The sequence below is a fragment of the Hydrogenophaga atypica genome (assembly GCF_042665215.1).
Lineage (GTDB): Bacteria > Pseudomonadota > Gammaproteobacteria > Burkholderiales > Burkholderiaceae_C > Hydrogenophaga > Hydrogenophaga defluvii_A.
Genome location: NZ_JBHTCA010000027.1, coordinates 1 through 24,834, shown reverse-complemented (window position 1 = coordinate 24,834; position 24,834 = coordinate 1). Strand labels below are relative to the sequence as shown.

At 62.2% G+C, this 24,834-nt stretch carries 24 protein-coding genes and 1 pseudogene; 19 read left to right on the top strand and 6 right to left on the bottom strand.

Annotated features, from left to right (window positions below; genetic code table 11):
• Positions 1–5: 5 nt before the first annotated feature.
• The 5 genes from ACFQPB_RS20480 to ACFQPB_RS20460 are packed head-to-tail and all read left to right on the top strand — an operon-like array spanning position 6 to position 6,698.
• Positions 6–926, top strand: a complete 921-nt coding sequence (locus tag ACFQPB_RS20480) for an alpha/beta hydrolase family protein (RefSeq protein ID WP_382227454.1) — start codon at positions 6–8, stop codon at positions 924–926.
• A gap of 59 nt (positions 927–985) precedes the next feature.
• Positions 986–2,395: a cytochrome ubiquinol oxidase subunit I gene (locus ACFQPB_RS20475; protein WP_382227360.1), complete on the top strand. Its 1,410-nt coding sequence runs from the start codon at positions 986–988 to the stop codon at positions 2,393–2,395.
• A 13-nt stretch (positions 2,396–2,408) separates the two neighbouring features.
• A complete protein-coding gene (cydB, locus tag ACFQPB_RS20470) occupies positions 2,409–3,407 on the top strand; it encodes a cytochrome d ubiquinol oxidase subunit II (protein ID WP_382227357.1) in 999 nt (332 codons plus the stop codon).
• Positions 3,391–5,055 carry a thiol reductant ABC exporter subunit CydD gene (gene cydD, locus ACFQPB_RS20465; RefSeq protein WP_382227354.1) on the top strand — a complete coding sequence of 555 codons (1,665 nt, stop codon included), beginning with the start codon at positions 3,391–3,393 and terminating at the stop codon, positions 5,053–5,055. Before cydB ends, cydD begins: the two co-directional genes overlap by 17 nt.
• A complete protein-coding gene (locus tag ACFQPB_RS20460; protein ID WP_382227351.1) occupies positions 5,052–6,698 on the top strand; it encodes an amino acid ABC transporter ATP-binding/permease protein in 1,647 nt (548 codons plus the stop codon). The genes cydD and ACFQPB_RS20460 overlap by 4 nt, the downstream gene beginning before the upstream one ends.
• A gap of 45 nt (positions 6,699–6,743) precedes the next feature.
• Here the strand turns inward: ACFQPB_RS20460 and ACFQPB_RS20455 are convergent, their stop codons facing one another.
• Complete coding sequence (locus ACFQPB_RS20455; RefSeq protein WP_382227348.1) at positions 6,744–8,090, bottom strand: sigma-54 interaction domain-containing protein; 1,347 nt, start codon at positions 8,088–8,090, stop codon at positions 6,744–6,746.
• A 208-nt stretch (positions 8,091–8,298) separates the two neighbouring features.
• On the opposite strand from ACFQPB_RS20455, the gene petA reads away from it, so the two are divergent.
• The 4 genes from petA (at position 8,299) to ACFQPB_RS20435 (ending at position 11,282) form a co-directional block, all read left to right on the top strand.
• Positions 8,299–8,919, top strand: coding sequence for a ubiquinol-cytochrome c reductase iron-sulfur subunit (gene petA / locus ACFQPB_RS20450; protein ID WP_382227345.1), 621 nt, complete (start codon positions 8,299–8,301; stop codon positions 8,917–8,919).
• 6 nt (positions 8,920–8,925) lie between these two features.
• On the top strand, positions 8,926–9,570 hold the full coding sequence (locus ACFQPB_RS20445; RefSeq protein WP_382227343.1) for an MBL fold metallo-hydrolase: 645 nt from the start codon (positions 8,926–8,928) through the stop codon (positions 9,568–9,570).
• Positions 9,571–9,666: 96 nt separating this feature from the next.
• Complete coding sequence (locus ACFQPB_RS20440; RefSeq protein WP_382227340.1) at positions 9,667–9,933, top strand: helix-turn-helix domain-containing protein; 267 nt, start codon at positions 9,667–9,669, stop codon at positions 9,931–9,933.
• Between the two features lie 29 nt (positions 9,934–9,962).
• On the top strand, positions 9,963–11,282 hold the full coding sequence (locus tag ACFQPB_RS20435; protein ID WP_382227337.1) for a type II toxin-antitoxin system HipA family toxin: 1,320 nt from the start codon (positions 9,963–9,965) through the stop codon (positions 11,280–11,282).
• A gap of 271 nt (positions 11,283–11,553) precedes the next feature.
• Here ACFQPB_RS20435 and ACFQPB_RS20430 read toward each other — a convergent pair whose 3' ends face one another.
• Complete coding sequence (locus ACFQPB_RS20430) at positions 11,554–11,793, bottom strand: hypothetical protein (protein WP_382227334.1); 240 nt, start codon at positions 11,791–11,793, stop codon at positions 11,554–11,556.
• Between the two features lie 265 nt (positions 11,794–12,058).
• Here ACFQPB_RS20430 and ACFQPB_RS20425 point away from each other — a divergent pair.
• Positions 12,059–12,640, top strand: a pseudogene (locus tag ACFQPB_RS20425) (transposase); the annotation flags it as partial.
• A gap of 535 nt (positions 12,641–13,175) precedes the next feature.
• Positions 13,176–13,466, top strand: coding sequence for a helix-turn-helix transcriptional regulator (locus ACFQPB_RS20420; RefSeq protein ID WP_382227331.1), 291 nt, complete (start codon positions 13,176–13,178; stop codon positions 13,464–13,466).
• A gap of 462 nt (positions 13,467–13,928) precedes the next feature.
• On the opposite strand, the gene ACFQPB_RS20415 is transcribed toward ACFQPB_RS20420, so the two are convergent.
• Complete coding sequence (locus ACFQPB_RS20415) at positions 13,929–14,351, bottom strand: hypothetical protein (RefSeq protein WP_382227328.1); 423 nt, start codon at positions 14,349–14,351, stop codon at positions 13,929–13,931.
• A gap of 191 nt (positions 14,352–14,542) precedes the next feature.
• On the opposite strand from ACFQPB_RS20415, the gene ACFQPB_RS20410 reads away from it, so the two are divergent.
• From ACFQPB_RS20410 to ACFQPB_RS20380, 7 genes are all read left to right on the top strand, one after another.
• Positions 14,543–15,058 carry a cytochrome b gene (locus ACFQPB_RS20410; RefSeq protein WP_382227325.1) on the top strand — a complete coding sequence of 172 codons (516 nt, stop codon included), beginning with the start codon at positions 14,543–14,545 and terminating at the stop codon, positions 15,056–15,058.
• A 14-nt stretch (positions 15,059–15,072) separates the two neighbouring features.
• Positions 15,073–16,224, top strand: a complete 1,152-nt coding sequence (locus ACFQPB_RS20405) for an efflux RND transporter periplasmic adaptor subunit (protein WP_382227322.1) — start codon at positions 15,073–15,075, stop codon at positions 16,222–16,224.
• A gap of 22 nt (positions 16,225–16,246) precedes the next feature.
• Positions 16,247–17,440 (top strand): ABC transporter permease, encoded by a 1,194-nt coding sequence (locus ACFQPB_RS20400; RefSeq protein ID WP_382227319.1) that lies wholly within the window; start codon positions 16,247–16,249, stop codon positions 17,438–17,440.
• 1 nt (position 17,441) lies between these two features.
• Positions 17,442–18,158, top strand: a complete 717-nt coding sequence (locus ACFQPB_RS20395; protein WP_382227317.1) for an ABC transporter ATP-binding protein — start codon at positions 17,442–17,444, stop codon at positions 18,156–18,158.
• Between the two features lie 10 nt (positions 18,159–18,168).
• A complete protein-coding gene (locus ACFQPB_RS20390) occupies positions 18,169–18,891 on the top strand; it encodes a response regulator (RefSeq protein ID WP_382227314.1) in 723 nt (240 codons plus the stop codon).
• Positions 18,888–20,210 (top strand): ATP-binding protein, encoded by a 1,323-nt coding sequence (locus ACFQPB_RS20385; RefSeq protein WP_382227311.1) that lies wholly within the window; start codon positions 18,888–18,890, stop codon positions 20,208–20,210. The genes ACFQPB_RS20390 and ACFQPB_RS20385 overlap by 4 nt, the downstream gene beginning before the upstream one ends.
• A 217-nt stretch (positions 20,211–20,427) precedes the next feature.
• Positions 20,428–21,231, top strand: coding sequence for a hypothetical protein (locus ACFQPB_RS20380; RefSeq protein WP_382227308.1), 804 nt, complete (start codon positions 20,428–20,430; stop codon positions 21,229–21,231).
• A 90-nt stretch (positions 21,232–21,321) separates the two neighbouring features.
• Here ACFQPB_RS20380 and ACFQPB_RS20375 read toward each other — a convergent pair whose 3' ends face one another.
• The 3 genes from ACFQPB_RS20375 to ACFQPB_RS20365 all read right to left on the bottom strand — a co-directional run bounded on the left by ACFQPB_RS20375 (position 21,322) and on the right by ACFQPB_RS20365 (position 24,407).
• Entirely contained in the window at positions 21,322–23,043 is a 1,722-nt protein-coding gene (locus ACFQPB_RS20375) for a recombinase family protein (RefSeq protein WP_382227305.1), read from the bottom strand.
• Positions 23,036–23,251 carry a hypothetical protein gene (locus tag ACFQPB_RS20370; RefSeq protein WP_382227302.1) on the bottom strand — a complete coding sequence of 72 codons (216 nt, stop codon included), beginning with the start codon at positions 23,249–23,251 and terminating at the stop codon, positions 23,036–23,038. The genes ACFQPB_RS20375 and ACFQPB_RS20370 overlap by 8 nt, the downstream gene beginning before the upstream one ends.
• Positions 23,252–23,366: 115 nt before the next feature.
• On the bottom strand, positions 23,367–24,407 hold the full coding sequence (locus ACFQPB_RS20365; protein WP_382227299.1) for a tyrosine-type recombinase/integrase: 1,041 nt from the start codon (positions 24,405–24,407) through the stop codon (positions 23,367–23,369).
• A 174-nt stretch (positions 24,408–24,581) separates the two neighbouring features.
• On the opposite strand from ACFQPB_RS20365, the gene ACFQPB_RS20360 reads away from it, so the two are divergent.
• A complete protein-coding gene (locus ACFQPB_RS20360) occupies positions 24,582–24,743 on the top strand; it encodes a hypothetical protein (RefSeq protein ID WP_382227296.1) in 162 nt (53 codons plus the stop codon).
• Positions 24,744–24,834 lie beyond the last annotated feature (91 nt).

Below are 24,834 nucleotides of genomic sequence, written 5' to 3'. Positions count from 1 at the left end.
CCCGCATGGGCCTGCGCTGGGTATTCCACCACGCCCTGCTTCGGGCACTGCGTGCGCCACGGCTGCCACATGAGCCGCCGATCCATCAGCGAGCCTTGCGCGGAGGCACGCTCAGCGCACATCGTCTCAGCACATCGGCAGGAAAACAACTGGCGGCGTGGTTGATCCGCCCCAACGCATCGGCCTCAACATCTGCTCCCACCGTGTTGGTCATGCACGGCTGGGGCGCCAACGCCGCCATGATGTGGCCGGTGGTTCAGCCGCTGGTGGACACCGGCCATGTGGTGGGCCTGCTTGATGCCCGCTGCCATGGCGAGAGCGATGGCGCCGACTTCACCTCGCTGCCCCGCTTTGCCGAGGACATTGCCACCGCGCTGCTTTGGCTGGTGCAGCAACCTGGCGTGGACGCCCAGCGGCTTGCGCTGCTGGGCCATTCGGTGGGCGCGGGTGCCTGCCTGCTGCACGCGGCACAGGGCCAGCCCAAGGTGGCGGCGGTGGTCAGCCTGTCGGCCTTTGCGCACCCGGCCGAGGTGATGCGCCGCTGGCTGGCGGAACACCACCTGCCGCAGCGGGTGGTGGGGCAGACCATCCTGGCCCATGTTCAAGAGGTGATCGGTGCGCGGTTTGACGACATTGCACCCATACACACCATTGCCAAGTTAACAACCCCGGTACTGCTGGTGCACGGCCGGCAAGACGAGGCCGTGCCCTTTTCCGACGCGGAGCGGCTGGCTGAGGCGGCGTGGGACGCAGGTGGATATGTGCGAATACTGGCCGTGGATGGCCCACACGACTTACGCGAGGCATTAGAACCGCATGCACATGAAATCATCGATTTTTTGGCCGCCGTATGGCGCCGTATGGCAACTTTGAAGCCATCTCAGGCAACTAGGCTCTCAGATCGTTTTGAACATCAAACACGATAAATTTGAATATCATCATCCCCTGATGAATACGGCCCATCAATTTAAGTGGAGAAGCCCTCATGGAACTTGACCCTCTTTTCTTATCCAGGCTTCAGTTCGCGTTCGTGGTGTCATTCCACGCCATCTTCCCGGTGTTCACCATCGGGCTGGCCAGCTACATCGCCGTGCTGGAAACAATTGCCCTGCGCACCGCGAACCCTCATTGGGAGCGTCTGGCGGCTTTCTGGATCAAGGTGTTTGCCGTGGTCTTCGGCATGGGCGTGGTTTCAGGCTTGGTCATGGCCTTTCAGTTCGGCACGAACTGGAGCAATTTTGCCTACTTTGCTTCCAATTTCCTGGGGCCCATATTGGCCTATGAGGTGGTGACAGCGTTCTTCCTGGAGGCGGCGTTTCTTGGCGTGTTGCTGTTTGGCCGCCATAAAGTGCCGCCAGGCCTGCACCTGCTCTCGGCCTACATGGTGGCGATTGGTACCTTTATCTCCTCGTTCTGGATTTTGTCGGCCAACTCTTGGATGCAAACCCCGACGGGCTATGAAATCCGCGACGGCATGGTGCATGTCACCAGTTGGTTCGAGGCCATCTTCAACCCATCTTTCCCCTACCGTTTTGCACACATGGCACTGGCCTCGTTCCTGACGGGCGGCTTTGTGGTCGCAGGCGTCTCGGCCCTGTTCGTGCTGCGCGGCCACGCTGTGGAATCCGCCCAGCGTGCGCTGAAGATGACCTTGGTGCTGCTGGCCTTCATTGCACCCCTGCAGTTGTTCATTGGTGACATGCACGGTCTGAACACCCTTGAGCACCAACCCACCAAAGTGGCAGCCATGGAGGGTGTTTGGCATACCGAGAAGGGCGCGCCGCTGCTGTTGTTCGCGTTGCCCGACCAGGCCAAGGAAACCAACCATGCCGAAATCGGCATTCCCAAGCTGGCCAGCATCATCCTCAAACACGATCCGGAGGGCGAAATCAAGGGTCTGACGGAGGTCACCCCTGACAAGCGCCCGCCCGTGTTCATGGTGTTCTGGAGCTTTCGCGTGATGGTGGGCATCGGCATGCTGATGATCTTGGCGGGGTTGGTTGGTGCCTTCCTGGTCTGGCGTGGCACGCTGTTGCAGTCACGCGTTTTCCTGCGAGCGCTGGTCTGGATGATTCCCGCTCCTTTCATTGCCGTTCTGGCAGGTTGGTTTGTGACCGAAATAGGCCGCCAGCCTTACTTAATCTATGGTGTGATGACGGCTGCTGAGGCCCTCACGCCCAGTTTGAAGGGCTGGATGGCGTTGTTCTCCCTCATTGGTTATGCCGCCGTGTACGCGGTCGTGTTCACCGCCGGGCTCCACTACCTGCGCAAGGTGATCAATCACGGTATCACTGACGTTCCCGCTCATGGCGCAGATGCCGGCCGCCCCAAGCGGCCCCTGTCCGCTGCGGAGCTGGAGCAGTCGGGCATGGCCCCCTCGTTCTTCAAGTCCTGAAAGGAAGTCACTCATGTACGACTTCACCTATCTTTGGGTTGGCATCATCGGCTTCGGTCTGCTGATGTACGTCCTGGCAGACGGCTTTGACTTGGGCGTTGGCATGCTGTTTCCCTTCGCTGCCGATGAGCAAGAGCGCGACGTGATGATGAATTCCGTCGCACCGGTCTGGGACGGCAACGAAACCTGGCTCATCCTCGGCGGCGCGGGCCTGCTGGCAGCGTTTCCCCTGGTCTACACGGTGTTTCTGCCTGCGCTCTACATCGGCGTATTCCTGTTGCTCGCAGGTTTGATTTTTCGCGGGATTGCCTTCGAGTTCCGCTTCAAGGCTTCGCCGGAAAAACGTCACTGGTGGAATGCGGCCTTCAGCATTGGCTCATTTGTCGCGGCGTTTGCCCAGGGCGCGGTTGTTGGCTCCTACATCCAGGGCTTCAAGACTGAAAACATGCGTTATGTGGGTGGCGCCTTTGACTGGTTGACCCCCTTTACCGTGATGACTGGTCTGGGTCTGGTGGTCGGCTACGCCCTGCTTGGGGCTACCTGGCTGGTGCTCAAAACCGAAGGCACACTGCAGGAGCGGGTTCGCGGTTGGGCACGCAAGCTGCTGCTGACGGTGATGGTGTTCTTCGTTATCGTTAGTGTCTGGACGCCCATGCTCGACAGTTATGTTCATAGTCGCTGGTTTGGCAATGTGTCCTGGCTGTGGGTCATTCCCGCATTGACCGCGGTGCTGGCCGGCCTCCTCTGGAACTGGCTGAAAACTGGCCGTGAAGCCCTGCCCTTCATCGGCACCATCGCTCTGTTCGCGCTGTTTTACGGCGGGCTCCTGTTCAGCAAATGGCCCTACGTCGTGCCCCCCAAATACACATTCCACGACGCGGCCTCTGCGCCTGAAAGCCAGCTGTTCCTGCTGGTGGGCGTGCTGTTCGTCATTCCCTTCGTGCTGATGTACACCGCCTGGACCTATTACGTTTTCCGCGGCAAGGTGCGAGCGGGTGCCGGTTACCACTGAAGCAGGAACCCTCACGCCGCCCCGCTTTTTAGCCCGCTTGCGCCAGGGCAAGGGGCGGTACTTAGGCCAGGCGGCTGCTGGCTCCCTCGCAGGCGTGCTGGGGCTGTGGCTCTTTTGTTCAGCCTTGGCCCATTGGGTCAACAGTGCTGTGCAAGGCGTCTCACCGGACCCCGCGAGGATGGCGTTGGCGGTCGCCGGCGTGATCTTGCGAGCGCTTGGCCACTGGGCGCGCGACGGAGCGGGACAGGCCCTGTCCTTGCAGGTGCGCCATATCCTGCGTTCGCAATTGCTGGACCACGCCACAGCACGCGGGCCACTTTGGTTAAGGGCCCAAGGCAACACGGCCTGGTGGACCCAGCGTCTACTTGACCAGGTCGATGCTTTGCACGGTTATCTTGCCCGTTACCTGCCAGCCCGACAAGCAGCGGTGCTGGTGCCACTCTCAATCATCGTGATGGTCTTTGCGATCCACTGGATCGCTGGCCTGTTACTGCTTCTGGCCACGCCGATCATTCCGTTGTTCATGGCGCTTATCGGTTGGGGAACCCAGGCGGTACATGCCACCCAACAGACCCGTCAGGCCGAGTTGGCGGGTCATTTGCTGGAACGGCTGGAATCCCTGCCTTGGCTGCGCCGCATGGGGGCGTTGGCTGAATCCGAGCAGGCGGTTTCCGAAGCGGCCCAGGATTACCGGCGGGTGGCCATGCGCGTGCTGCGCGTGGCCTTTTTGTCTTCAGCCACGCTGGAGTTTTTCAGCGCGGTCGCCATTGGTTTGCTGGCCATCTACATCGGTTTTGCCTTGCTGGGCATGTTCACCTGGGGGCCTGCATCTGCTCTGACTTTGGGCGAAGGCCTGTTCATCCTGCTGCTGGCACCAGAGTGCTTTGTGCCACTGCGCCAACTGGCCCAGGCTCACCACGACCTGACGGCTGCGAAGGCGGCAGCAGAAACTTTGGCTCCCTGGATTCAGCCAAGCACAGCCAAAGCGCTGGAGACTTCGAACACGCTGTCCCCTGATTCGGGCCAAGTGCTGGTGATGGAGCAAGTTGGTTTTCACCACACGTCTGACACCCAGCCTTTGTTCCAGGATCTGAACTTGGTTGTAGGTGCCGGCGAGGTGCTGGGTCTGGCAGGGCCCAGCGGCAGCGGCAAATCCACCCTGCTGTACTTAATGGCGGGGTTGGTGCCTTCATCGCATGGACAGGTGCGGCACAGCCTGCGCTGGTCCTGGCTGGCCCAGCGCCCTCACCTGTTCCACGACACACTGCGCAACAATCTGCTGTTGGCCTGCCCGACGGACTCGGACGGCACGGATGACGCAGCGCTACTTGCGGCCTTGGCTGCGGCGGGTTTGCCCCTGCCCGACCCGCAACTTCCACAGGGCCTGGATACACCGATTGGTGACCAAAACCGAGGCATTTCTGGCGGCCAAGCTCAGCGCATTGGACTGGCCCGGGCGCTGCTGCAACAGGCGCCGCTGTGGTTGCTGGATGAGCCCACTGCCGCACTGGATGCAGACACCCGAGATGCACTGCTGCCCACCCTGTGGACCTGTGCCCGTGAACGAGGTGTCGCCATGGTCATTGCCAGCCACGATCCCGTCGTGCTGGCGCGCTGCGATCGGGTGTTTACGCTGGAGGCGACATGAGTACGGGGCGTTTCTTGTGGGCCCTGTATCGGCCACGCCAATCTTGGCTGGCCTTGGCGTTTGCCTGCCTTGCGCTGACCTGGATAGCAGGCGGGGCGCTGCTGGCCCTCTCGGGCTGGTTCATTACCGCCTGTGGCATGGCGGGCCTGGGGCTGCTCTTGGGGCTCGATGTGTTCACACCCTCTTCGACTATTCGGGGGCTGGCTTTGGTGCGTACGGTGGGACGTTATGCCGAGCGCGTGATTGGTCACGAGGCGATCCTGCGGCTGTTGGCCGACTTGCGGGTGAGGGTCTTTCACAGCCTTGCCAACCAAGCTCCGCAAGTTCCAGTCACCTACCGCGATGCCGACATCGTCACGCGCCTGATGGCCGATGTGGACACCCTGGATGGTGCCCCGCTGCGCGTGTTTGGTCCTTTGCTTGCGGCATGCGCCAGCTTGTTTGTGTCTGTGGCCATTGCCGCAGTGGCAGGTCCTTGGTCGGTCGCCCTGTGCATTGCGCTCAGTGGCCTCGGCACTTTGGCGGTGGCTGTTGCAGCCGCTAGCTGGGGACGCACTCACAGCCACTTACTGGTGCAAGCGCGTGCCAGTCAGCGTACCGCTGTGATGGACCACTTGGCCGGGTTGGCCGAACTTCGCAGTTACGGCAAAGCCCAGACCAGCGCCGACCACTTGGCCACACTAGACCAAGCCCAGTTGCAACGCCAGCACCGACAAGAGGCGGTGGCCAGTCTGGGAGAACACGGCGTGCAGGCGCTGGTGGCATTGGCCACACTGGGCGTGATCGCTTTGGGCTGGAGCGCTGTGGATGCACCCACGCTGGCTTTGCTGTCCCTGATGACCTTGGGTTTGAACGAGGCGCTGGGCACATTGCCGGGTGCACTTTGGCGTCTCGGCGAAAGCGAGGCAGCCGCTGAACGCCTGATGGCGCTCGAATCAAAAACGGGCTTACCCACCATGCCCACCTCTGGTGCTGCCGCAACAGAACGCAAAACCATTGACCGCGCCATACCTCTGGTCTTGCGGGACTTGCGCTGCCAGCGCCAACGAGAAGGGGTCCCAGCGCTTAACGTAACGCTGCACGCAGGCCTGCCTCTGGTGGTACATGGCCCTAGCGGCAGCGGTAAAAGCAGCTTGATGGACACCCTATCAGGAGAGTTGGCGCCGCTCACAGGTGGCTTATGGAACGGTGACCAAAACCTGTTGGAGTTGGACCATGCCACGCGAACGGCCCAAGTAGCCTATTTGTCTCAATCCGACCTTCTGCTGGATCTAAGCGTACATGCGTTTTTAGGTCTTGGCCTTAGGCAACTGCCCGATCCGCGTCTGTGGGAGGTTTTGCACCAAGTGGGACTGGATGCTGTGCTGCAACAGACGGGAGAGGGCTTGGACTATCGCCTGGGCACCAGAGGAAGCCGCGTGTCCGGCGGGCAGGCCCGGCGTCTGCAGCTGGCAGCCCTGCTGTTGCGCGATCCCGGATTGGTGCTGCTGGATGAACCATTCCGTGGGTTGGAGCCTGCCCTGGTCCAACACATACTCACGCAATGCGGTCCCTGGCTTGAGCGCCGTTGCTGTGTGCTCATCACACACGACCCGCAGGCCCTGCCGTCCCACTGGCCGAGAAGGACTTGGCCCATTGCGTGAACCCAGCCCAAGGGCTGGCTGTGTGTATCGTGAGCGCAGCTGTGCTCAGCCCAATGCCTTGAGCTTGCGGTAAAGCGACCTTTCACTCATGCCAAGCCGGGCGGCAAGTTCCGCACGGCTGCCAGTGTGAGCGGCGGCCAGTGCGCGCAGAGTGTCGCGCTCGAGTGACTTCAGTGGGCTGCCCGACGGACCGATAGGCGGTGTGGCAAGCGGTAGTGGTTGCGGTGGCAATGGCATCGATGTGTGTCGGGTTGGCCGCGCCCAGATGCCGGTATCCACCGCCATCTGCACGTGGCTGCCTTCCACCACATCACCGTCGCACAACAGTGCGGCTCGCTCCAGTAAGTTGCGCAGCTCGCGCACATTGCCTGGGTACTCCAGCGTGGTCAGGCGGGCCAACGCCTCTTTGGACAAACGCAGCCGCCGGGGCGCAGCCACACGTTCAAGCAAGGCCGGCGCCAGCAAAGCGATGTCGTCGCGGCGCTCGCGTAACGCGGGCAGGCGGATCGGAAAGGTGCACAGCCGGTAGTACAGGTCTTCGCGGAAGCGGCCATCGGCCACCATGGCCGGCAGGTCGCGGTGGGTGGCCGACACCACGCGGATGTCGGCATGCCGCAAATCCGTGCTGCCCACGCGCCTGTAGGTGCCCGTTTCCAACAGGCGCAACAGCTTGACCTGCATGGGCAGCGGGATGTCGCCCACTTCATCGAGGAACAAGGTGCCGCCGCTGGCGGCCTCCACCAGCCCGCCGCGCGGGCCGGCCGCACCGGTGAACGCACCGCGCTCGTGACCAAACAGCTCGGACTCGAACAAGGCCTCTGGCAAGCTGGAGCAGTCCACCGCCACCAGCGCTTTGCCGGCGCGCGGGCTGGCCTCGTGCAGGGCGTGGGCCACCAGTTCCTTGCCAGTACCTGATTCACCCAGCAGCAGAACCGTCGCACGTGACCGGGCCACACGCGCCACCAGCTCCAGCATGTGCCGAAAGGCCGGCGCACGGCCCACCAGGCCCTGCGAGGCAGGCTGGCTCTCGGCCACCCGCAGCGGCTCCATCTTCTCGACAAAAAAAGCGGGTGTGCCATCCTCGCCCGGCAAGGGCGCCAGTTCGATGTTCACATAGGCCTCGCCCTGCGGGGTATGGTGCAGGTGCAGCACACGCTCACGTTGGCCAGACTCGCGGGAGCGGGCCAGCGGGCAGCTTTCGCCCGCCTGGTCACACGGCACCGAAAAGTGGTGCGACACCTCGTAGCAGGTGCGCCCGATCACGCTGCGCTGCGGGCTGAATTGACGTCGGTAGGCGGTGTTGGCCGCAAGGATGCGGTACTGCGCATCGAACACGATATGGGGCTCGGGCAGCCCGTCAAGAAAAGCGGTGAGTTCGGGCAGGGCTTGCATGGTCGGCGACGGTGGACGTCGCCAGTGTACGCCAGTGCCACTACAACTGCCAGGAATGGCAGCCCATTGGCAGAACAGCGCCCTGGCGCTTGGCCCACTGCGCGGACACGGTGCGTAAGTGATTGAAATTCAAAGGCTTTTTTGACACCAGTGGGTGGCATGGTTCTTGAGAAACAGGGTGGTCACCATCATGGATTGGAGTGTCTCTATGAACCCCGCCTTGCCTCTCCCGCTTTCAGGCGAAACACCCGCAGACCCAGAACGCCGCACCTGGTTGCTGGCCTCCACCGGCATGGGGTGTGCTGGCGCAGCAGCGGTGGCCTGGCCACTGGTGTCGAGTTTTGCGCCCAGCGAGCGCGCCAAGGCGCTGGGTGCCAGCGTGGAGGTGGACATCAGCGACCTGGCGCCTGGCGAACTTCGCACCGTGGAGTGGCGCGGCCAGCCGGTGTGGCTGTTGCGCCGCACGCCCGAGATGCTGGCCAGCCTGAACGCCACCGCCGACCTGGCCGACCCCGACTCCGCCGTGCCGCAGCAACCTGAGTACGCGCGCAACACCCACCGCTCCATACAGCCCGAGGTGCTGGTGACCGTGGGCATCTGCACCCACCTGGGGTGTTCGCCGGTCACCCTGCCCCAGGGCACGGCCAACACCAGCGTGCCCGCCAACTGGCAAGGCGGCTTCTTCTGCCCCTGCCACGGCTCCACCTTCGACCTGGCGGGGCGTGTGTTCAAGAACAAACCCGCGCCCACCAACCTGGTGGTGCCGCCGCACAAGTACCTTGCCGCCACAACCCTGCTCATCGGCGAGGACGGCGAGCGCAAGGCCTGATTCGCCGTGGACTTTCGCATCCTGCACGACGCCAGTGGCCGAGAGCTCAGCTACCTTCTGGCTGACCGTGAAACCGCTGAGGCGGTGCTGATCGATCCTCGCTCCCGCGACCTGCCGGTCATCACGGCTTTGCTGCGAGAAAAGCGACTCAGGCTGCGGTGGGTGTTGAGGACCCACCAGCATGACCATCTGCAGCCGATGGAATTCGCACGACTGCGCCAATTGGGTGCCCCTGTGGTTCAAGGTGAAGCCCGTGACGGCGCCCGCACCGCCCCAAACGGTGAGTACCTGGACATTGGTCGTGAGCAAATTCAGGTATGGGCTACACCCGGCCACACCGCGCATTGCCTGAGTTTTGCGTGGCGTGATCGTGTGTTCTGCGGCGGCTTGCTGGCGCTGGACGCCTGCCCTTTGCAGCCCTACCCTGCCGATGCAGCCGCACTGTGGGACAGCGTCACGCTGCGGCTGTTCACCATGCCCGGCGAGACCCTTTTGTTCGCGGGGCACGAGGTGCCGCTGCAAGCGGTCAGCACGGTGTGGGCACAACGTCGCGCGCACCCCTGGTTTGCCCAAATGGACCGGGACGCGTTCATCACGCACTGGATCGGCTCTGACAGAGCGACCTGCCCCCAAACAGCGCTTCAGGGCTGATGGGTGAAAAATAATCAATGCTTTAACCGATTATTCCGCTGTTTGACATTAAGAACAAATACCGCTAAAGTAAATTTACTGGAATAGGCGGTACAGATGATTCCTCGAACCCAAACCCTTGTCACGGCATCGCAATTAGGCGTCCTGCTACAGGGTGTACGCAAAAGCCACCAGCTCACGCAGGCACAGCTCGGCGAACGTATGGGGCTGAGTCAACGGCGCATTTCAGAGCTTGAGCGTGAGCCTGGCACGTTGAGCGTTGACCAGCTCTTGGCGATATGTGCCCGGCTGGGCCTGCAGCTGACCGTACAGCCGCGCGAGCAGGCTCCATTGGCCGCCGACGCCCAGACGGGAGCGTGGTAACCATGGCCCGCCGTTCAAGCAGCCAACCGATGGCCATCTGGACCAACGGCGAATTTGTCGGCCACTGGACGCCAGCGATGCGCCGCCCGATGGAGCTGCGTTATGAAGACAGCTGGCTGGCCTCGAGATCTGCACGGCCGCTTTCTCTATCACTCCCACTTCCCCTGGTGGGCAACGAGCCGCTGCGTGGCGATCGCGTCGAATACTTCTTTGACAATCTGCTGCCGGACAGCGCGACCATCCGCAGGCGCTTGGCGCAACGCTATTCGGCGGGCTCAGAGGACACGTTTGACCTGCTGTCGGCAATTGGTCGCGATTGCGTGGGGGCGGTTCAACTGTTGCCTGTGGACGAGGCGCCCACCGGCTTTGACCGCATAGAAGGCGAAGTCCTGGATGACGAGAGTGTGGCAGCTTTGTTGCGCGCCACCGTCTCCAGCGGCTCCGTCGCGGACCAAGGCAAGAACCAGGATTTCCGCATCTCGATCGCCGGCGCGCAGGAGAAAACGGCCCTTCTGTGGCACGACGGTAAGTGGCTGCGGCCTCTGGGCGCGACGCCTACCACCCACATCATCAAGTTGCCCATGGGCCTTGTCGGCAACATGCAGGCGGACATGCGGACTTCCGTATACAACGAGTGGCTGTGTCTGAAGCTTATGAAGGCGCTGGGTTTCGATGTCGCGAACGCCGACATCGTGGCCTTTGCTGACCACCTGCCGGTGCTCGTGGTCGAGCGTTTCGACCGCAGACGGCACCCCTCAGGCGGGTGGATCATGCGCCTGCCACAGGAAGACTTTTGCCAGGCCCTGGGCGTGAGCCCTGCAAAAAAATACGAGGCCGACGGCGGGCCGGGTATCGAACAGCTCGCCCAGGTGATTGGGGGCTCCCAGAATCCACGCTCTGACATACGCACGCTTCTCGCGAGCCAGGTAGTCTTCTGGCTACTGGCGGCCACCGATGGACACGCAAAGAACTTCAGCATCAGGCTGCAAGCCGGTGGCGCCTACGCGCTGACGCCTTTGTACGACGTTCTATCTGCCTGGCCCATCATCGGCAAGGGCAAGAACCAGCTGGCATGGCGCAACGCCAAGCTCGCCATGGCAGTCAGCGGCAAGAACCGACACTATGAGTTGGCCAACATCCTGCGGCGTCACTTCAACGCCTCTGCGGCCAGATGTGGCTGGGGCGCTAACGCCGAGGACATCCTGTCCGATCTGCTGGCCCGAGTTGAGCCTGCCATCGCCGCTGTTACCCAGCAGATGCCCGCCGACTTCCCGTTGGATGTAGCAGAGGCCATCTTCAATGGCGTTCGCAGACAAGTTCAACGGCTTCAAGGTCAGCCCGTCACCTGAGGGGAACAGCTTGTGAATTTAACGTAGTCCTCAGTGCCGATCCCAGTACAACTTTGATTGCGTGAACGCCGCATTGCGGCTTGCGATCTCGAACGAGAGGGGGCACCTGAATTCGCAAATGTCAATTTGTTAAAGGTATCGTGCGTACGACAAAGAGAGGCGCCAGCGGCAAACGGGCACGCGCCAGATAATATCTGTTGCCAGCAAGTGGGTTGTATTGAGCTATACGCAGAACCACCATCGCATATTGCTTACACGCCGCATCAGTTCTTCAGCACCTTAGTTCATCGGCTTCGCAGAGCATCCGGCATGCTTCGTGATAGATTTCTGTCAGGATTTTTCGGTCGCGCCGTCGAAGGCGCTTTACCCAAGCAAATGGCAAAGGGTTGAAAAACAGCTCTTCGTCGACAACGTTAATCGTTACAACACCACCATCTTGTTCGCCTTGCTGCCCGCTTTCATGGGTGCCCGCAAAATCGTTCTCTAGCTCAGAAAGTAAACGACGTGCCATTGGTTGTGCTGCGCGCCGGAGTTGAGTCCAATACTCTAAGCTCTGAAGCACGGCTTCAAGACTTCCGTGCCGCACTATCGCCCTTACAACTAAGTCGTCGCCCCTGAATAACCCCCGCAACCCGCATGAATGCTGGTGTTTTGGGGTGATTGCGGATGGCCGGAACTCCCAGTTTGAATTCCAATAGGGGCAGTTTTCTGGGAGTTCTGCCGTGCTGTTTGCCTGCCCCGCCACCGACGATTTCTTTCGCTCGCGCATCGATCACATGATTGACCTGCGCCACCCGCTGGCCGTACTGGCCTCGCGCATGCCCTGGCAGGAGATCGAAGCGCGAGTGGCCCAAGTTTTTGCTCGCAAAGGCCGCGCCGGGGTGGCCATGCCGGACCTGGACCTCTTTGGTGAACAGGTGCTGCGAGCGCCGGTGGCCAGCAACGCGGGGCGCCCCCGCGTGCCGCTGCGCATCATGATCGCGCTGCTGTACCTCAAGCACGCCTTCAACGAGTCCGATGAGGGCGTAGTGACCCGCTGGGCTGATACGCCACGCTGGCAGTTCTTCTCGGGCTGTGCGTACTACGAAGACCGCCAGCCCTGCGACGCCACCACCCTGGTCAAGTTCCGCCAACTCCTGGGTGAGGAAGGCGTGGAGGAGCTGCTGGCGCAGACCATCAACGTGGCCGTCGAGCTCAAGCTGATCAAGCCGCAGGAGCTCGCCCGTGTGATCGTGGACAGCACGGTGCAACACAAGGCGATTGCACACCCCACCGACAGCCGCCTGCTGGAGACGGCGCGAGCCAAGCTGGTGACCGGCTGCATGCGGTGCTGTGTGCGGCGGGGTACAACATCCGCTGGCTGCTGCGCATGATCGTCTAAGTCTGCAGACCAAGCCTCTTCGAATAAGGTGTTGATGACATCGCTCGGAGTACGGCTTGACCAGTCGATAGGCGCTGGTGTTCCGCACTGGTCGTGTGCAATCATCAAAGAGTTTGTGACTGCTTTCAGCTTATAGGCGAGACTTTTGGGGAGAGCCATGATTTTCCAAGTTGGTGGTAGTAACTTGGTATAGGCACGTCATCGCTGTTTCTCAGGTCATTTTCGATCTTTTTTTCGAGGCAGTCTCGGAGCCAGCTGACGGTGCCATTCAAACACGCGCAGGCAAAAAAACGAATACCACAGCAGTGCGGCCCGGTGCCCGATATCAGCAGTCGATGTACTTGGCCCCAGACGGACAGAACAGCCTCTTGCAGGCGTCACGGCCATGTCGGTGGGCTCATGGCGACTTCCGATCGAGGCAGCCCAAGTCGACCGTTGAAAATAAAGTTCAAAGTACGGTCAGAGTGTGCCTATACATCAGGCTGGCATGTGCCAGTTCACTGGCAACAGCCATGGAAACACTGCTCACACCTGCGCAACTCGCAGCAACACTTGGACTCGCCGTCCAGACTGTCTACAACCGACGCGCCACCGGTGGCTCTCTTCCAAAAGCAATCTTGATTGGTTCGCTGGTCCGGTTCCGCACTCAGGATATTCAGGACTGGCTGACCAGCCAATACGAAGGCTCTCTGGCTCATGAGTTGCCGAACGATCGGCGCGTTGAAGCACCGAAGCGTCACGGACGACCCACCAAGGCAGAGCAAATACGCCGTCGCCGCGCTGATGGCTGTAGCGCCGCTTAATTTAAGCGTACCGCTCAGATGGCAATTCTGTTTTGATACTCACTGAGGGTCAGGACGTTCAATTTTTTCTGTGCTGATTTTGTATTGTTATGGGACCAAAACATTAAAAAAAGTAATCAGCTCAGCGGCGCACCCAGAATGGCAGACACGCCTAGCGGGACCGACAGGATGTTGGGCACAGCAAAAATCAACATCAATGCAGTCGATGGCGCGGTCGCCCAGCAACGCGAGGAGGTCGGCCACCGACACGCGCTGCCGGCTGCTGTCGTGTGCGAGTTGAAACAGCACCAGCGACCGCGGCAGCCCGGTGCTGCCGTCTTGGACAGGAGTCCGGTTTATGCCCATGACCGCGCCCCTGAGGGAACGCATTGACTCTATCGGCGCAGGGCTGCCCCTGTCTCCGATCTGCGTTCTGGCCTGGACTCAGCGCAGCGGTGCTGGCCACTTCTGAGCTTTTTCCTTTCACTGCGCGTGGCACGAGACACAAGACACCTGCAACTGTGACAGCGCGCCGGTCGCGGCCATCCAGTCGCGGCTGCGGGTGGCCTTGAGGATCTCGTTGGTGTCCTCGTCGAGCACTTTGTCGTAGATCACCAGGGCCTGCTTGAAGCCAGCCTGGTCTTCGGGCTTCATGATGGCCCAGGGTGAGTGGTTGGGCGCGGGGTGTGTGAAGATGATGTTGGCGCCCTGCTCGACCATCTCGCGGTTGTGGGTCAATACGCCTTCCTGCATCATGCCCATGGACTTGCCCATAAGGGTCATGAGTTCCTTGTAGGTCATTTCGGCCTTGCGCATGCCAGCGACGAGGTTTTCCGCGGTGTCTTGGGCTTGCAGAGGCAGGGGCAACAGGGCGGCGGCGAGCAAGGCGGTGGCGATCTTTTTCATGTGAAGCCACAGAGGCTTGTGGATGGGATGTCCCTATGCTAGGCAGACGACCCTGCGTGCGTGTGTCAGCCACCCCTGTTTGGTGAGCCTGCATGACAGGGGCGCGCTTGACATGCTGTGTTACCAAGATCCCGCCCAGACCATCAATGGCACCGCGAAGATTCTGCGATCGCCACCCGCCAAGCCACACCATGAGCCACTTCCGTTACGCCACCTCGCAGATCGCCGTCCACTGGCTGGCCGCCGCCCTGATCGTTTTCCTGCTGATCACTGGTACCTTTGTGCTAGCCGAGATGCCCAACACCGCCGACAAGATTGGCAACTTCCGCATCCATATGATCCTTGGCGCGCTGGCCGCCGGGCTGGTGGTGGTACGCGTGCTGCTGCGCCGCGTTAAGCCCCGGCCGCCGGCCGTCGTCGCCGAAAAATGGGCGCGCCTCGGCCACATGGGCCTGAACCTGCTGGTGCTGCTGCTGGCCGTCAGCGGCGTGGCACTGTCGCTTCAAAGCGGTGTATTGGCACCGGTGCTGGGCTCGGCACCTCTGCCCGAGTCACTGGACGGCTTGACGCTGCGCAAGGTGCACGGCCTGCTCTCGCGCCTGCTGATGGCGCTGGTGGCGGTGCACGTGCTGGCCGCTCTGTACCATCAGCGGATCGTCAAGGACGGGCTGCTGCTGCGCATGCGCCCCGGCAAAAACCAGGCGTGAATCGATACCCCATCATGACCGTCACATCAAAAACCAAAACCCTGCTCGTTTCCCTGGTGGTCTTCGCGGGCCTGGCGGCCGCCTTCGGCTATTGGCGCTTTGGCCGGTCGATCGAGGTGACGGTGGCCACCGCACGCCAGGGCGCGGTGCCCTTGCGGGTGCTGGGGCCGGGCACGCTGCAGGCGCGCACGGCGGTGTCGCTGGCTTCGCGCATCAACGCCTCGGTGGTGGAGGTGCTGGCGGACGTGGGGCACAGTGTGCGCAAAGGCCAGTTGCTGGTCACGCTCGACGACCGTGAGTCGTCCGCGCGGCTCGCCGCGGTCCAGGGGCAACAGGGCGCCGTGGCGCGCAACATCGAATCAGCCCGGGCCACCGTGGCCAAGGCCCAGGCCGAACTCGAGCTGACGCAATCGAAGCAACGGCGCGACGCCGAGCTGCAGAAGCAAGGATTCGTCTCACAAGCGGTGGTGGACAGTAGCACCGCAGCCCTGCGAAGCGCGCAGGCGGGCATCGACGCCGCGAAGGCCAGCCTGGCCGCGCGGGAGGCCGACGCCACCACCGTGGCCCAGGAAGCACGCGCTGCCGGCGTGTCGCTGACCTACACGCGCCTGCTGGCGCCGATCGACGGCATGGTGATACAACGGCTAGCCGAACCGGGCAGCACCGTGCTGACGGGCTCACCGATCCTGAAGCTGGTGGACCCGGCCACGCTGTGGGTGGCCATGCGGGTGGACGAATCGGTGCTGGGCCAAATACGGGTCGGGCAGCGGGCACAGGTTCGCTTGCGCAGCGGCGAAACGCTGGGTGGTCAGGTGGCGCGCATCGGGCGCCAGAGCGACGCCGCCACGCGGGAGCTGGACGTGCACGTGACGCTGGACAGCCCGCCGCAGCAGTTTGCGATCGATCAGGAGGCCGAGGTGAGCATCACCACCGGAGAGAAGACGGGCATCGTGGTGCCGCTGGCGGCGCTGACCAAGGACCGCGCCGGCCAGCCCGGCGTGATGGTGGTGGAGAACGGGCGCACGCACTTTCGCGCCGTCACCACCAGCGGCGCCGACGACGCCGTGGTGCGCGTGACGGCGGGCCTGACCGAGGGTGAGACCGTGGTCGGCAACGCCAGCGGGGTGCGCGCCAACCAGTCGGTGCGCATGGCCCAGCCCCGCTGATCCGGTCCAGGCGAAGCACACCATGGACCTGGCACTCAAAGACATCCGCCGGCATCTGGGCAAGTTCCTGGCAACCATCGCCGGCGTGGCCATGCTGCTGGCGATCGTGCTGGTGATGAACGGCATCTACCGCGGCAACATCGAGGACGGCGTCTGGCTGATCGACAACATGGGCACCGACCTCTGGGTAGTCGAACGGGGCCGCGGCGGCCCCTTCAACGAGCCTTCGCGCATGCCGGCGGACAGCTACAAAAGTGTGGCGGCCACGCCGGGTGTGTTGCGCGCCAGCCCGATCATGCTGTACACCGCGCAGCGCGACATCGCCGGGAGCTCCCAGCAGTTCACCGTGATCGGCTTCGACGTGTTCGGGGGTGTCGGCGGCCCTGGGCGCCTGGTGGAAGGTCGAACCCTCACGGCACCCCGCTACGAGATGGTGGCCGACCGCAAAACCGGCCTGTCGCTGGGCAGCCGGGTGCCACTGGGCGGTGACACCTACACCGTGGTCGGCCTGACCAAGGGCGCGGTGGATTCCGGCGGCAATCCGCTGGTTTACCTGTCGTTGCCGGACGCGCAGAAGGTGCAGTACGAACAGGACGATCGAGCCCTGACTGCTGCCCGCGCGGCCAGCCTGCAGCGCCTGCTGCGCGCGGGCTACAACGAGGATCAGGCCAACCGGCTGCTGCCGCTGCTCTCGGCCAGCTCGACCAACATCAACGCAGTGCTGGTGAAGCTGGCACCGCAGGCCGACCCGCAGGCGGTGGCGCAGCACATCCGGGACTGGCTGTACTTCAACGTCTACACGACCGACGAGGAGCGCAACCTGATGATCGAAGGCAAGCTCAGCCGCATGTCCGCCGTGCTGGGTCTGTTCCGCGCGCTGCTAATCCTGGTGTCGATCGTGATCATGGCGCTCATCGTCTACGTGTTGACGATCGAGAAGATCAAGTCCATTGCCACGCTCAAGCTGATCGGCGCGCCCAACCGCGTCATCGTGCAGCTGATCCTGACGCAGTCGATGCTGCTGACGCTGGCGAGTTTTCTGCTGGCCTACGGTCTGCGCGAATTGATTGCACCGCGTTTTCCGCGCACCCTGGGCTTCGCCGCGACGGAAACCACGGTGACCTTTGCTGTGATGCTGGCTGGCGGCCTGGTGGCCAGCTTCATGGCGATCTGGCATGCGCTGCGCACACCGCCACAACTGGCACTGGGGGGCTGACATGGCGGTTGTGGAACTCACCAACGTGTCGCAGACCTTCGGCGAAGGCGAGCTGGCGGTGCAGGCGCTCAAGCCCACCAGCCTGAGCGTGGAGCCCGGTGAACTGGTGGCCCTGCTGGGGCCCAGCGGCTCGGGCAAGAGCACCTTGCTGCTGGCGATCAGCCTGATCCAGCCGCCCACCACCGGGCGCATCGTCATCGACGGCCAGACCCTGTACGACAACGGACCGACTGGGGTGGACGAACGCGCGTTCCGGCTGCGTAAGATCGGCTTCATCTTCCAGCAACACAACCTGATCCCGTTCCTGACGGCGCAGGAAAACGTGGCCCTGATGCTGCAGCTCAACGGCGCGAGTCGCCGCAAAGCCGGCCGCCGCGCGAAGGACTTGCTCGACTACCTGGAGATGGGCCACCGGGCCGATTCGCTGCCGGCCCGGCTGTCGGGGGGCGAGCAGCAGCGGGTGGCGATTGGCCGCGCCTTGGCCAACGAGCCGGCCCTGATCCTGGCCGACGAGCCCACCGCCGCGCTGGACACCGAGCGCGGCACCAAGGTCATGGGCCTGCTGCGCAAGATCGCGCAGGAGAGGCGTTCGGCAGTCATCACCGTCACCCACGACCACCGCATGATCGAGGGCTTCGACACGGTTTATCACATGGACGACGGGCGGATGGCCCGGGTAGACCGGACCGTTCCGCACACCGAAGTTACCCACACCTGATCTCCCGGACATGAGCACTTCCCTCGAGCACCTGCTGGTCGTTGACGACGACCGCGAAATCCGCCGCCTGATCGAGGAATACCTGACGCAAGCCGGCTACCGCGTCTCCAGCGCGGTCGATGGCAAGGCGATGCGGCGCCTGATGGAGCAGCACCGTTTCGACTTGGTGGTGCTGGATCTGATGCTGCCCGGCGAAGACGGCCTGAGCCTGTGCCGCGATCTGCGCAGCCGCTCGAACCTGCCCGTCCTCATGCTCACGGCGCGGGGTTCCGAGATCGACCGCATCGTGGGCCTGGAGATGGGCGCCGACGACTACCTGGCCAAGCCCTTCAACCCGCGCGAGCTGCTGGCGCGCATCCGCAGCATCCTGCGCCGCGCGCAGGCGTTGCCGCCCAACCTGGTGCCCGAAGAGGTGGCGGTGTTCCGCTTCGCGGGCTGGACGCTGGAGGTCGCTTCGCGCAACGTGACGGCGCCCGACAGCCTGGTTGTACCGCTTTCGGGCGCTGAATTCCGGCTGCTGCGGGTGCTGCTGGAACACCCCCACCGCGTGTTCTCGCGCGACCAGTTGTTGGAGCTGACCAACGGCCGAGAGGCCATTTTGTTTGACCGCAGCATAGACGTGCTGGTGGGCCGGCTGCGCAAGCGCCTGCGCGACGATGGCAAGGAGCCCGCCCTGATCAAGACCGTGCGCGGCGAAGGCTACGTGCTGGCAGCCAGCGTGGAAGCGATGTGAAGCTCTGGCCGCAGTCGCTGTTTGGCCGCCTGCTGCTGCTGATGAGTGCCGGGCTGCTGCTGGCGCAACTCGCGGGGTCCATGCTGCAGTCCTGGGACCGGCAGCGCACCCTGAGCCACACCGTGAGCCACGAGCTGGCGCAACGCATTGCAGCCATCTACCGGGTGGTAGATGCCCAGACTGGCGCGCAGCGGCAAGCAATGGCCACGCTGTTGTCCACCCCCAGCCTGCAGATGCACATCGTCGATGCGGCGCCGCCGCCGACCGTGGCGGGGCAGTCGATGCTTGAAGACCTGCCCGGCCACATCACCGAAGTGCTCGGTCAGCGCGCCGAGGTCCGCGCCAGCGATCTGCCGCAACTCGGGCGGTTCACGTTCAAGCTGCACCTGAGGCTGTCGTCCGGCGAATGGCTGCGTCTGAACGGCAGCGCCCCTGAGGGCGTGTTTGCGCTGCCCTGGAACCTGCTGTTCAACCTGGGCCTGATGCTGGTGGCGGTGGTGGTGCTGGTGGCCATGGCCGCGCGCAGCACGGTGCGCCCGCTGACCGACTTGGCCAAGGCGGCGCACGACCTGTCGAGCGATTTGCACAGCCCGCCCGTGCCGGAAACCGGCCCCACCGAGGTACGCGAAGCCGCGCAGGCCTTCAACGCCATGCAGTCGCGCATCCGCAGCGGTATTGAAGAGCGTGAACGCTTCCTGGCCGCGGTGTCGCACGACCTCAAGACGCCGCTCACCCGCATGCGCCTGCGCACGGAAATGATGGCCGATCCGCAACTGCGCGCGCAGCTGCAGGCCGACACCGACGACATGATGCAACTGCTGGACGGCACGCTGGATTTCCTGCGCGGCAAGGCGGTGGAAGAGCCCCTGCAGCGCGTCGATCTGGTGGCGCTGGTGGAAAGCCTGGTCGAGGACTACCAGGGCCAGGGCACGATCACCCTGCAGGCGCCAGATGCGCTGCAATGGTCGTGCCGGCCCAGAGCGATCAAGCGCGCGCTCACCAACCTGATTGACAACGCCCTGAAGTACGGCGGCCAGACCCACGTTGTGCTCGCCCCTGTACAAAATGGAGTCCAGCTGCTGGTTCAGGACAGTGGGCCGGGGTTGCCCGAAGACGAGCTGCAAAAGGTCTTTGAACCGTTCTACCGCGTCGAGCATTCGCGCAGCCGCGACACGGGTGGCGCTGGCCTAGGGCTGGCCATCGTGCGCCAGATTGCCCAAAGCCATGGCGGGGATATCGAGCTGAGCAACCGGGCCAAAGGCGGGCTGCAGGCCCGACTATCTATGTTGTCCGGAAGAGGTCCAACAGCGGACGCTTGAACCACAACAAGCAACGTCAATCACAAGACCTCTGCATTCACGTACACAAGGTCTCGGCCACGACACGACACGCCCTGAGTGACTCGCGGAATCGCTGAAGAATATTTTTCAATCAGCGCTTGATTCAGCCACCGACTTGCCTATACGCAGTACCCGACAAAGTTCACGTTGGGTCGGCTTTCCAAGTGGCCGCGACACTTTCTTGCTTTCATCCAACATGCACTATCCAAAAAAATCCGAGGGCTGCACGCCCGTTCACATGTCCTTTCAAGAGGCGGACCTGGCAACTCGACACTGTCTCAGCCAGTTGCGTGATGCCGCCCTGACAGTCAATCGAGGCGACACTCTCAACCCAAAAATTTTGGGTGCCGTTGTGCCCACGTCTGAACTGTGCGAACTGTTAACTGCCCCGGCATCGCCCACGGCCATGGCCGTGGTCATCTTGTTACCGGATGAACTCGGGCACTGCACCCAAAGCTTGGCAAGCCAGCGCTATGGCGTCAACGCGTGCTGGGACACCAGCAAACAACTGCTGACGGCATATCACACTTGGGATTTTCCAGATTTGAAATTGGCAGCCTCTGAATTTGACCCTGCGCGAAAGGCGCAACTGTGGATTCCTCTTCACAGCATGGATACCGCCTTCGGGACCATCATGGGAGATGATAAACCACAGCAACTGCACACTGTGTTCGTTTCATCCACCAGGGTCAGCATCGGCGAGCACTTGGTCACTCACGATGACCTTGTGGACTTGCAGGTCGCAAGTGCCAGCGCTAGGTCAAGCAGTCAGAACCACAAATGCTATTTCTCGCCCGAGCAGCTCGAGCGTGCTGGGGAGACTGCGATGCAAGTTGGCAAGTGGCCGTGGCTGGGGGGAGTCTGGCCTGTCCAGCTTGACCCGTATGCTGAAACCGCTGAAAGCAGCATCAATGTCATCGGCGGCTTCCTGCTCGATATCAGAGTTCTGCGGCGACTGGCAACAGACCCTTGGCCCACACAGCGGGATCAGCGCCAGTAGGCGAATCCCACCGCAAATTGAACAAACCGGCCATCAGGCCGGTTTGTAGCTTCTGCTCGGCTCTCAGTGGAGCCCGCTCACCTCTTTCGCTCACGCACTCGCGTGCGATGGAAAGTTGACGTCAACTGTGGCTGCGCTCCTGCGCGCTGGCATATCGAACGTATTTACGGTCCATCTTGTCTCGTTCTTCTTGCTGCTCGGCCAGTAACGCAGCACAAATCGGGCCTCGATTTCTGAGGTGGTGATGGCTTCGGTACCGCTGGCCAGCGCCATGGCCACGCTGGGGGAGAAGCGCAACTTGAACGTCGAGATGTACCGGCTGGTTTTGCCTTCGAACACGATGGATGGGAACAACCGTGCAAGGACGGCCCGGAGTCGCTGCGGAGCGACATCAGCATCAAAAATGCTCTGCAGGTATTGACGAGGGTCTGCCGCCAATTGCGCCTGGGCAACTGCCGTATTCACCTCTTCCAGCCCGTCTTTGAGCTGGCCCAGGCGCTCACGAGTCTGTGCGACTTTCTGGCGTGTTTCTTCATAGCGCTGTTGGAGCACGGCGTCTTCTTCGGTCAGGTCAACCAGCATGCGCGACAGCCGTTCTTGCGAAGCCTTGAGCTTTGCCAGCCGGGCTTCACACTCGTCCACCCCAGACTGGCGGTCACCAGTGAGCCTGAGCTGCAATGAATGCCGAAATGCCTCGATAAACGGCTCCGATACGAAATAGTCCAAGGCATGTTTGAGCATGATTTCCACGCCAGCGGTTGCCACCGTCGAAGTCATGCGGCTCTCATCTTGCTTCGAGCTTTTGGCTTCCGTACAAGCAGGGCAATACACCGACCTGCAGCGCTTCAGTGCGGACAGAGCGAGAGTGCCCCCGCAACAAACGCAAGTCAGAAGGCCAGACAACGCGTGGGCGCCACCTCCGTACCCGGAGCGGCTGATGGTGCGGGCATTGCACCGCTGCCAGGACTCATCACTGACCAACCTCAGCTCGGGTCTCGCGTACTCCATGGTCGTGACGGGCAATCCCAGGGTTTTCATTTTGGCGGCGTAGGTCGTTGAGCCATGCCAAACAAACACGCCCCGGTAGATGGGGTTCTGCAGCATGTTTTTGACACGCGATGCCCGCCAATGGCCGCCATCGGCGTTGCGCGCCTTGCGGCTGCAAAGAATCCCTTCGCTGTTGAGCCAAGCCGCAATCTGATGCATGGATTCGCCAGCCTCTCTTTGCGCGAACACCTGTTGAACGATGGCGGCTTCTTGGGGATTGATGCGCCAGCGCGACCCCACATGCTCTTCACGCGCGTCGTATTCCCGATGCAGGTCGTACCCGTACGCTGGCGTTGCAATCATGTAGCCTCGTTCCAGTTGACCAACCATTCCGCGGTCCACCCGGTGCCGCAGTTTGCGGCTTTCGTGTTGCGCCAACAACCCCTGAAGCCCGAGTCGGAGTTGCCAATCCGGGTCCTGGGTGTCGATGCCGTCGGCGGTGATGAGTCGCACGCGTCGGTTGTTTTCCAGGCGCTTGAGCAACACAGCTTGTTCCACGGCGTCTCGACTGAGCCGGCTGAACTCATCAACAAGCAGCACGTCAAACTTCGCGGCATCCCAGTCTTGTCTCAGCCGACGGTAGCCATCCCTGGCGGAGTCCCCCTTGTCCGTTCCAGACGCGGCGGCGTCCGTGTAGATGAGAGCGTCGTTGACGAGAAGGCCATGGCGCAATGCCAGTTCCCGGCAACGCCGGATCTGGTCTTCAAGAGAGGTTTCGTTTTGCTTTTCGCACGAGTAGCGTGCGTATATGGAGACATCAGTCATTTGTGTGCTCCCCTTCACCTTGACAGGTGCGTTTGGGGATGGATTTCATGATTGCTTCGGCTGCGATCTGAGCAATCAGATCAGCCAGGTCCCGAACCGGTGCCGACAACTGCGGGGTTGCGGCACCGTTTCGGTTATTCGGTATAGGCACAGCCTGCTGCATCGCACCGGTTTTTTTCGCACTCGATTCGCCTCGAGATGACTTCATGGTTTTTCCTTTGAACGAAGCCACACAGAGACAAACAGCCGCAGATGATCTGGCCATCTTGCGAGCGTCACCTGTGTGGCGTATCTGACCTGTAAAGAGAGGTCGCTGGGGGTGTTCAGGCGGCTTTTGCTGATTCGGCGCTGTCCGAATTCGCCGCCGGTTTTGAGCTGCGGACCAAGTGAACGAGTTCTTCATCAGTCGGGTTGTAGTAGCGCATTGCCATTCCCAACGTCTTCCAACCCATGACTTTTGCCAGCTGCTGAACCTTCATGTGCGGGGCGTAGTCCGTTGCAGCCTGGTGCCGAAGGTCGTGGAACCGCAGCCCGGTGATGCCTGCCGCTGTGCAGGTCCGTTTGAATGCGCGGTCAAGACCTGACGTGTCGTAGTAGCCCGATATCACGCGCCGACCAGAGCGTGGCAGTTTGCTGAGGACCGCTACGGCATCCTCTGTCAGAGGGACTGAGCGGCGCGAGCCATTTTTTGTCTTCTCCAGGCGGATGACCCCACCGGACAAGTCGACTTGGTGCCATTCGATGCTCAAGAGCTCGCCAGCGCGCATACCTGTCTCTATCGCCAGGCGGACACAAGCGTCCAGCCAGACCGCGCTTCGCGCTTCCGGCCGATGAATCGCCTCCAGCAAGCGGTCCTTTTCGCTGCCGACCAGCCGGCGCTCACGTCCCTGCCCTGCGGCTGGTTTGCGAACATTTTTGAGCTCATGTGTGAGTGGCCAGCTCCACTCTTTTATCGCGATGGTGTAGAGGTGTGACAACAACGCCAGCTCCAGCCGAACCGTGGAGGGGCCGACCTCGTTGAGCCGCTCGTCGCGGTACGCGGCGAAGTCCCTGGAGAGCAGGCTGTCCATGTCGCGCATGGCCAGCGGGTGGCGCTGCAGTTGCCTGATACGCTGCAACTCTTTATCGGACCCGGCCTTGTGCGGGGTCACCTTCTCCGCGTACATGTCCAGTGCTTTGTGCAGCGTGATGTTTGCCAGGCCCCGCCGGTCGCGGAAGCTGCCCTCGTCCATCTTTGCTTCGACACCGCGTGCCCACTCCTGGGCCTGTGCGCGGGTCTCGAACGTGCGGGTCTGACTGGGGTACCCCTTGCGGCGGACGATGACTTGGTACTGGTAATCGCCCCGTTTGCTGATGCTCGCCATGAAATCTCCAAAGGGAGGTATAGCGACGCTGCAGCGAAAACCGCGCGGACTGCAGCAAAAATGCAGCAAAAAAGTCACAGAAAGCAAAAAGCCCAGGGGTTACCTGGGCTAAGTGCTTGTTTCTTATGGCTCCCCGACCTGGGCTCGAACCAGGGACCTACGGATTAACAGGTCGTGGCCCAACAGGTGCTGGCCGATCCGGGTCTGCGCAAAAAACTGGCTGACCTGGGCATCAGCGCCTCGGGTGAGTCGGCTGAAGTGCTCCGCAAGTTCATGGCAGCCGAATCCGACCGGTACAAAGCCGTCATAAAGGCCGCCAACATCAAGCCTGAATGAAGAGCGGCAGGACTCTCAGCCAATCCGTTTCCCATCCAATTTAGCTAGAAATCAGCATGAACGCCCACATACGCAAGATCGTCACCTACAC